We start from the raw sequence: 9,514 nt of genomic DNA, 5'->3' as shown, positions 1-9,514 counted from the left end.
CTACACCTAAACTAAGATTAAGGAGAAAATTTTTACCCTGACAGGCTACATATAGCGCTAAGTTATTGATTTTAGGTTGCAGGATTCCCGCTTGAACTACACCTTTTTAAAATAAAGGAGATTATTTTTACCCCTTTAATTTTTCAGCTAAAAAATAAACAGCTTATTGAAGCACTTACACACCGTTTCTGTGGATAACTATTAATCAACTTTGATATAAGGCGGCACAGGTAAATCAAACTTATTACATGCAGCTATGATCACTTCATTAGAATAACCAATAGAAATAGGATAATCATTTTCAATACAGACTTTTATCACCAACTCATCTTTAATGTGTTCTGGCGCTGGTCTATTCATCATAAAGCATGTTTTAACGAGCATTTCATCATCAACATAATCAGCTGTCGTTTTCAACTCTAAAAAATGCCTAGCCAATTTCATAACTACTTCAGCATTAGAACCGCCACCCGCTTTTTCAACAGCTTGATGCCATATATCTTGCTCACCCTGTTCAAACTTAAACTCATAACGCTTTACACCTCTTTCTTTTGCTTCTTTTTGTGATTTTTCAGCGCGCGCTTGGTCTGATAGTTTGTTTTCTTTAGGTGGTCGGCCTCGGCCTTTCACTTCTGTCATATAGAGTAGCTCAATAATTAATTTAAATTCATTCTACACAAATAAAAAACGGCTTCAATTAATATTTGAAACCGTTTTCATTAAATTAAAGTTAATTTAATTTAATTATAAGTTGAAGCCTTTCCTAATATATTCATTAACAGCCAATGGATATAGCCTTGCATCCCAAGCGCCCAAAGGTCTATTTAAACACTGGTTCATATATTCATCTTCAGTTGCAACTTCTCCAATACTACCCATGTACTTACCAATGTCACGACTAGGATCTAGCCAATCAGGATCTAAATTATCATTTAGTGACATCCAGTTGTAGCGCCTGCTATTTGTTTCAATCACTGCGGCCAAGTTATTCATGCCATGTATATCACGCATAGAACTACCAAACCTTGTAGAGTTCGCTACCACATTATTATCTAGTACAGCATGACCGCCATTGTCAGCAAAGTCAGTTTCAACATGCAAACCCCAAATTGCCGCGCTAGTTCCATCATAGCCAACATCATATCGATCCATTGGCTCACCATCTATAATCACGTTATCTCTCGCCAACCCAACAACACCATCTTTAAGTGGAGCAGTTGTAAACCCTATCTGCTGCGATATTGGATTTCGTGTATATAGATTATCTTCATATACACCGCCACACCTACCATGTATTCCATGACTCGAAGCTTTAGCAATTACATTTCTACTACACTTCAATAAATTACCATCACAGTTGTATTGAATATATATATTGTGATTATATCTGGTTGCATTACCCTTTGGCGTACCATCACGCCATCCATTTTCGTATAAAATATTTTCAGTTATTGTTAAACCATCTATATTTTCAAAATACGCACCTGACGAATGCCCTAAACCATCTATTCTATAAGAGTTGGCTAAAATGCACCTTTTTAAAGATATATTAGCGTAGCGACCACCATCAAAGCCATTACACTTATAAGCGTAGTTAAAATGCGTAAGTTTGCAGTCCTCTACTTCAATATCAGAACCACTACCAACCAAGGATATTCCTGCACCCCCTATACCACCGACAACATAAGTTGGAGCATCTGGATCAGCTGTATGTGCGTAAAGATGTAATCCTATGATTTTAATAAAGCTTGCAGCCCTATTATTTATAAACATACCTCCTACACCATCGGGCGTAAGGATTTTAGGTCTATCTCCTGTAGTGCCGTAATAACCATAAATTGTAGGGTTGGATATACTTTCGCCAGATAGTCCAATAAACCCAAAAGTTTGATTAAGCCAAGTATCGCCTCTTTTTAACACCACCCAATCCCCAAATCCCTCTCTGACTTGCGCCATCGCAGCTGAGATTGTTTTGTAGGGTTTTACACTAACCTGCGGAGATATAGGATCTACAACCTCACTCAAACTTAATGGTATTGCAGTGGCATCATCACCTACTGAGTCACTAACGTATATCAATCTTGAAGTGGCAGATGGTGTGTGTATTGATAGTTCTGATGGTTGTAAGCTGATGTTTTTAGCAGGTAATACAGCCACTTTCACATAAGATGATACAGGTATTCCAGATGATACTTCTGTGACTGTTAGTTTAAATGTAGAAACCTGAGAATACTCTACGTGTGGATAAGTAAATGCAGGAGATTCAATTGTGTAATCATTTAACGGAATCGCAATACCAGAACCATTAACTTGCTCCCACAAGAAAGTTACATCACCAGTAAAACCAACAGAGCGACTTGCATTTAGGTTGCCCGAACCACCTGAATTGCCAGCAAAATCAATTCCTGCATTCGCAAAAGGCGCACCAGCATTAGATTGTATAGCTTTTTTCATGATTCTTTGTATTTTAAAGTCACTAAAATAAACACCTTCGGATGGCGGGTACTTCCCCCACTGCAATTGAGATTGGTGTGTACTGGCATTCGCCTTTTGAATGAATTCATTAATATTCGGCAATAATTTAGGTGATTCAGATCTGTAGTGAACAGCGTTGAAATGACACTCTTCAGTAGAGTTCTCTACTAAAGTTGTCGTTGCAGAGCATTTATATATAGCTGATTCCAGCAAGCTAAAGCCGCTTGTTGAAAGTGAAACTGTACCGTATGCCACTTCATTTGCAATGGCTGTGTATTGTGGTATTCCATCATACAAATCTAAACCTATATAATCTTCGCCATTTAATGTTAAAGATTCTATATTTGATTGTGGAATATTTATGTATGTAGCAGTTGCATTACTTTCTTGAGTAGTCACAACGCCAGAGCTTGATATATTAAATATAAATGTAAAAGTTTCAGGTGTATGCAAATTAACAAATACTGATTCGGATATACAGCCGTAAAATCCATTACTAATATCAACGCTACTCCCTACTAAATATGAAGCAATACCTTTAAATGCCGTTATATTTGCGTACCCTACAACAATACCATCCACATAAAGCCTAAGAACATCAGCTCTTAAAGAAAACTTTATAACATGCAATAAACCATCGAATATATTAACAAGGTCTAACGATATTGTGTGAGCAACACCTGAAGCCCAAATATTAATATCACCACCTAGAATTTCAAAAATATACTCTGACTTTTTACTACCATAAATAACCATATCTTGTTTTTTTGTGGTCGCTATTTTGTGAATAACGTCAAAATCACCAGCAAATGCAATTTGCTGATCAACCTGAATGTAGCTATTTAGAGAAGGATCTAGCATTGCAAATGAAGCACTGATTGGGGTAGCTGAAATTGTAACTATTTTTGTCGTTTCATTTGATTTTAAACCTTCATTATCCGTAACCGATAATGTGACAGTATAATCACCAGCTGATGAATATATGTGTATCGGATTTATATCTGTTGATGTATTACCATCACCAAAGTTCCAAAGTAAAGAGGATATAGAGCCATCAATATCAGTAGATGTGCTTGAAAACACAACCGACAAACTGTCAACTTGTGCCACAAAATCAGAAATAGGTTTTTTATTTGTAGGAATAGAAAACTTATCACTAACAGTGCGCTCTAATGGCGCGGGACTTTGAAATGACCATCGTACAGCTTGAATACATGCATTTAAATTACTTCCATTCATTAGTTGTAACCTTCCTCTGTGTTTTTTAAAAGATTGGCGTTTTCAGAAATATAAGCATTTACAGACACTTTAAGTTGCTTTAACGGTAACTTTAAAGCCTCAACTGCTTTTTTGAACTTGGCTGGTGTGAGTTTATTTAAGTCAGCTTGATTACCAATACCTACGCCAATACCTAAAGATTCTCTAAGGCTTTTAATTGATTTTTGGATTGTGCGAATTTGCATAAACTTCAGGCCACCAGCCTTGAGAGTCTTTTGACTCTCGGCTAGTTGCTTTTGAAGTTTGCGCTTTTGTGAAAAGCTTAAACTCATATTTCAGCACCTTCTTTTTCTAACAGTTCAGTTAATTTATCAGCTGCTTGAATTAACAAAGGCTCTAGTGACTCCATCAATCCCGCCTCTTCAATGTCACTTGCTAATACATCAAGTTGCGTATCAAAATCATCACTATCAGCTGGTGGATTATCAATTAAGGCTTGTACGCGATTTGTTAAAACATCACTTTGGCTGTTTTGGTTATCATCTGCTTGCACTTCAATAGATGCCGCTGAATCACCAAACTCTTTTGAAATGGCATTGTTAACTTGTGTAATAACATCAGTTAAGGTTGCATCTTCACCGCCAAACAAGTCACCTGCCGCGCTACCTTGCTTGATTAACTCATCATTAATAGATTGCGCTAGGTTTTTAAATGCAAATGACAGGCGTTTAGCACTGCGATTATTAGCAGATATAAACAATGCAATAGCTTCAGCGTTCGGATTGTTGTCACCAAATAAACCACTTTGACTAATGGCCTCTTCAACGCTTTGGCCTGACTGTTTTGCGTTGCGTACAATTTCAGTTGCAGCCAATAAACTATTTAATGCTTCAGTCGCTAAACTTTCATCACTTGTTGCATTTTCAGCTGAATCAGCAATTGAATTTGTAATACCTGAATGCACTTCACTATTTAGTTTTTGCATTTGCGCAAAATCTACCGCTGCAACATTGAGTGCCGTTAATACATTTCTGATAGAGGGATCTGTTTCTTCAGCCACCAGCTTAACTAAACGCTCATTGTCGTAAGCTTTGGCAAATACGGCATTTTGTAAACGATCAACCATTTGTTTTGTTGGTCTGCCATCTTCGGTATAAAGACCCGCTGCGCCCGTATCGCCTAATTCTTTTAGAAAGGCATCAACAAAAGCTTTGTTTTGAGGTGTGATAATGTTTCCTGAATCATCAGGTGAAAATAAATCCATCATATTATCGTTAATGCTATTAGAGTCACTAAACGCAACCTCAGAGGCGCTTAATGATTGCAGGTCTGATTTATTAGAATCTCGCGCAAACTTCTCTCTATCGACTTCAGTTGTTCTAAGGCGCACTAAAACAGGCTTATCCATGTTTTTGATTTTATTTTCATCTAAACCAAACATTTGCGCATTATTAACTAAGTAATCTTTGTAGTTATCAGCTTTGCCAGCGTTATAAGCTTGTATAATCGCCATCGTGCGACCATTACCACTTTCAACAACCAAATCACTACCTACAATCGGTGCGCCTTGACTAGTTAGTCCTGAGTCGGTTAATTGTTGCGGCTTTAAATCGTTAGCAATATTTGAGATTTGCATGATAGATGTTTTACGTGTGCGATCTCTCGGTTGTAACTCTTTTGGATATGCAGGATTAACTTTACCATCTTGATTATTTGATACAGTTAATGCATCACTTTCAACAACACTAAATTTAGCGTTAACTATATCGCCTGTTGGTGTGGTCAATTCTGCTTCACGGCCTAAATCACTTTCAGACAGTGGATCGGTTGATGTATTTTGTAATGATTCTGGTAATAAAGTAGATATGAGTTTCTTTAATTCATTCCAATCATTAAATGACCCAATTATATTTCCATTTACATCTTCAACTTTAAATTCTTTATTGCTTTCTTTATAAATTTCTACTGAAAACACTTCAATTTCATCAGGTATCCGTTCTGAATACAAATTAACAGCTGGGCTGCTATAACCTGAAGTTAATACAGTTTTAAGCTCACCTTTAAAAATTTCTTTAGTAAATCCTTCTGGTAGCTTCTTCCTTTTAAATAAAGATGTTAATTTTGATTGTTCATCGTCTAAATTTCTTTGCGGTTCTTCATCGATCCAATCTTTAATTGCATCGGTGATATACTCTTCATCACCAGTAATCGTTGTGTCACCATAGCTAAATTTATAAACACCATCTTTTTCAGATAAATCTGCGCCCATACTTTGAACTGTCATAGACAACTCTTCATCCATGAAGTTGATTTCTGAATTTTCTAAAGGCAAAGAACGCTGTATTGTACTTGGGTCTATATCTTCTGAGGCATAACCGCCACCTATTAATGTATGCAAAGCAGTTTCAGAATATTTTTTGTGACTAGCTGATGAAATTGAATAAATAATCTTTTTTTGTTCATCGGACAACTGAATATCACCATCATTTTCATATTTAAGTAATGGTAAAACTAAATTCTGCATTTTATTTTTTATAGAACGAGGCATTTCTTGTCTTGAGAACGAGCGATCTGTTTGCATCTTTCTAATTAAGTTTTGAGTAAGTTCTTCACCAACTACAGCTATATCAATAACATGCTCAGCGATAGTTTTTCCATCAAAAGAAAATACATCTAAGTTATTAAGTCGCTCTATCTCATTGTTTTCGTTAAATGGCTCTACCCCCTCAATTTTAACTTCTTCAGTCTCTTGTTCAGCGCTTCTTAATCGCCACACACCATTGCGACCTGTTATCGCTGCTTTTTTAAGTTTATCTAACTGAAAAGCTTCTATGTAATCTAATGCAGTATCAACAACGGTTTGATTGCCGTTTTTATGCTGCGTTTTAATTTTATTGGTAATAGAGCTAACAAATAAAGAGCGCTCATAGCCACCAAAGCCATCAACCTTTTCATCAATACCTTTTATAGTTGATAAGCTACTAACAATACTACTCGCCAGTGATTTATCTAAGCCTTTTAACTTATCAAAAAGCTTACTGCTTTCGCTTTGCTCTTTTACAGGTGTTTCATCTTTAACACTTTCATCGCTTTTTAATTCATTCCATGTAACAGAATTTAAAAAGTCCATAAGCGCCTTGTATGCGGGTACGTTTTCTTTGCGCTCTACATATTCAGGAAAGTATTTTAACTGCTTACCAAGTAGTGATTTTGGCGTAGCATCTGCTTGTGCATGAAAATCTAAATATTCATTTAAAGACAGTTTTTTATCCTCTGCTTCTGACTTTAATAGATAAATTACATTTTCTAACAGCTCTTCTCTATCAGGTACTTCACCTTCAAATATTTCAGATTTATCATTAATATCTAACTTCACTAATTCAAAGCTATTAATTTGCTCTTGTGATAGCTCTTCACTATATGCAAGCGCACCATGCCTGATTGAGCGTTCATCTGATATATTGGTGAATACAGATTTAACTTCACTAACTTTGCCGCCCTCTTCATCATTATCTAAATAAGCAGAAATACCTTTAGGTTGCGCACCAATGCTGTAAGGTCGCATTTTCAAGCCATACCAGTGATTAGCCCCGCCTTGTGATTTAGCCATTTCTAGCTTTTCTTTTACTGATTGCGGGTAGTTGTTATTGTCTGTTTCTTCAGTTTTAGGCTCTTCTAAATCGCTAGGTGAAATATCAGAACCAACAACGCTATATATCGAATCATTGTAATCAACATCACCATCTTTCAATGTGACCATCGCTTTGTTTAATAACTTAACTACATGGCCTACATTTTCACCTTTGCTATTTACAACTAAATCACCCGTTTTTAAATTTTCAAAAGCTTCAATCTTTTGCTCTTTAGATAAGCCGTTCATTTTAGAAAAGTCGATAGCGTTATTTTCTTCAGAAACTTGAGACTCTTCATTATCGCCACCAGCATTTAAACCTTTCACTTTAATACCGTAGCGAGGTTCAAGGTCTTTTACATCAGTAACAAAGGTCATATATCCGCCTTGCGTTACTTCTGCTTTTTGCTCATCTAAATCAATGTTAGTAATTTCAAATTCATTGCCATTTTCAAAGAACACATCACCTTCAGATAGCACTTTAGATTTACTTTCTTTTTCTTGTGCTAAGTGAGTTTCATTTGCAACACGACCTTTTTCGTTAAGCTTTCTTAATCGCTTAATGCTAGTGCCTGTTACTGTGCGACTATCAACTTTAACAGTGCGCTCATTACCATCAGTTACGGTCAAATCGTCTTGGCGTACTGTAGGCTTGCGAACAACAATACCGACTGATTGACCTAAGTGGTTATAAACGCGATCACCTTTTTTAAGGCTGTCCCACGTATCAAGTTGACCTTGTGAAGTGGTTACATCATCAAAACGGATACCTTCTTTAATGCTTGCCTTTTCTGCACCAGTAGAGCTGCCACTAATTGCTTTATAAGGTTTAACCGTACTACCTTTAATCCACGTTTTCAGTTTTTCCATACTGATTTCAGTGATATTACCTAAACCTTGCCAGCCTGCTTCATAGTTGACCATGTAGCCTTTTGTTGCTTTTGCTTTATCATCAAAACCAAGCATGATCTTATGCTCATCAAATGAACCATCTTGATTTACTTGATCAACAATATAGGCATTTTCAGCTTCATGGTTTTCACCAATGAATATATCTAATTTATCGTCATCAGCGCCTTTTGTGCCAACAATGTCACCGTAATGACTTTTCATTGTTGTTTTCCATGTTGAACCATCAGGACTTGTACCAGAACGTGTTGAACCTTTTGGATTTTCAATGACAACATCTATACCTTGAAACTTGGCTTTACCTTTTTTGTAATTGCCTGCTTCTTGCTGTGCTTGTGTTGGCTTGTCTAAATCGTTTGTATCGCTGGTGGCTGCTTCATTGGCTTTTTTGTCAAATTCAGCTTTTGCATTTTCAGGCGCGTTATTTACTTCTTCAAAATCTAACTCTTGTTCGGGATCAGGTTCAGGCAATGAGGCGATTTGTTCATTTAATGATTTAATCTCTAAATCTTGTTTAGCTTTCATACCTAAACGTGTATCAAATTTACCTGTTAAGCTTGCTGTACTGGCACTAAGTTGATCTACTTCTTGCGCTAACGCTGAAGCTTGCTCTTGTGTTGTTTCAAGTTCAATATTCGCTGCATCAAGGTCAGCTTTGGCTTGTTTGTTTTTACTGAGCTTTTCAACAAACTTATTAGAATTTTTTTCAGCTAAATTTGATAACACCATTGTTGCTTGTGACAATGAGATATTAATACCGCCAGTCGGTGCAACTACATTAGTTACATCACGCGCATTTAATTTAAACTGGAATACATAAAGAATATCATCAGGTTTAAATACGGCTGGATCTTCGTCTGGTGCATGAAACAACATGCTAATAGCTTGACCATCAGATAAAGTAATTTGACCCACCAGCGTAGCAAACTCACCCGTTTTGCGAGGCTTGCCGACTTTAAAGCCTGTTGTTTCTAAACCTGTGCCGTTTAAGCTTTGATTAAGTTTCTTTTCAAATGCGCCAACTGTGCGTTTTAAATTAGCTGTAGAAAACTTAGAAGAAATTGCAGCAAGCATCATAGAGTTTTGCAATGTTGAAAAGTTACCAATTAACGGCATTTCAACATCTTCAAACGTAACAGGCTCTAGCAATAACGAATCTTCATCAGTGACCGCGATAGATGCAAACATCTGTTCAGTTACTACAAAATCAGGATCATGTTTATCTATGATACCGATTGAATTACTTGGTAAAAATTGATTGATATTATTAAACATATTCAT

At 36.4% G+C, this 9,514-nt stretch carries 4 protein-coding genes; all 4 read right to left on the bottom strand.

Annotated features, from left to right (window positions below; translation table 11 throughout):
- Positions 1–201: 201 nt before the first annotated feature.
- Positions 202–639, bottom strand: coding sequence for a hypothetical protein (locus KO527_RS05510; RefSeq protein WP_216039360.1), 438 nt, complete (start codon positions 637–639; stop codon positions 202–204).
- Positions 640–744: 105 nt separating this feature from the next.
- Positions 745–3,714 (bottom strand): PKD domain-containing protein, encoded by a 2,970-nt coding sequence (locus KO527_RS05505; protein ID WP_216039359.1) that lies wholly within the window; start codon positions 3,712–3,714, stop codon positions 745–747.
- Positions 3,714–4,025, bottom strand: a complete 312-nt coding sequence (locus tag KO527_RS05500) for a hypothetical protein (protein WP_216039358.1) — start codon at positions 4,023–4,025, stop codon at positions 3,714–3,716. The genes KO527_RS05505 and KO527_RS05500 overlap by 1 nt, the downstream gene beginning before the upstream one ends.
- Entirely contained in the window at positions 4,022–9,508 is a 5,487-nt protein-coding gene (locus KO527_RS05495) for a hypothetical protein (RefSeq protein WP_216039357.1), read from the bottom strand. The genes KO527_RS05500 and KO527_RS05495 overlap by 4 nt, the downstream gene beginning before the upstream one ends.
- Positions 9,509–9,514: the final 6 nt, after the last annotated feature.

The organism is Pseudoalteromonas sp. C2R02 (genome assembly GCF_018860845.1).
GTDB lineage: Bacteria > Pseudomonadota > Gammaproteobacteria > Enterobacterales > Alteromonadaceae > Pseudoalteromonas.
The sequence above is the reverse complement of the archived record's forward strand: the minus strand, read 5'-3'. Positions and strand labels throughout refer to the sequence as shown.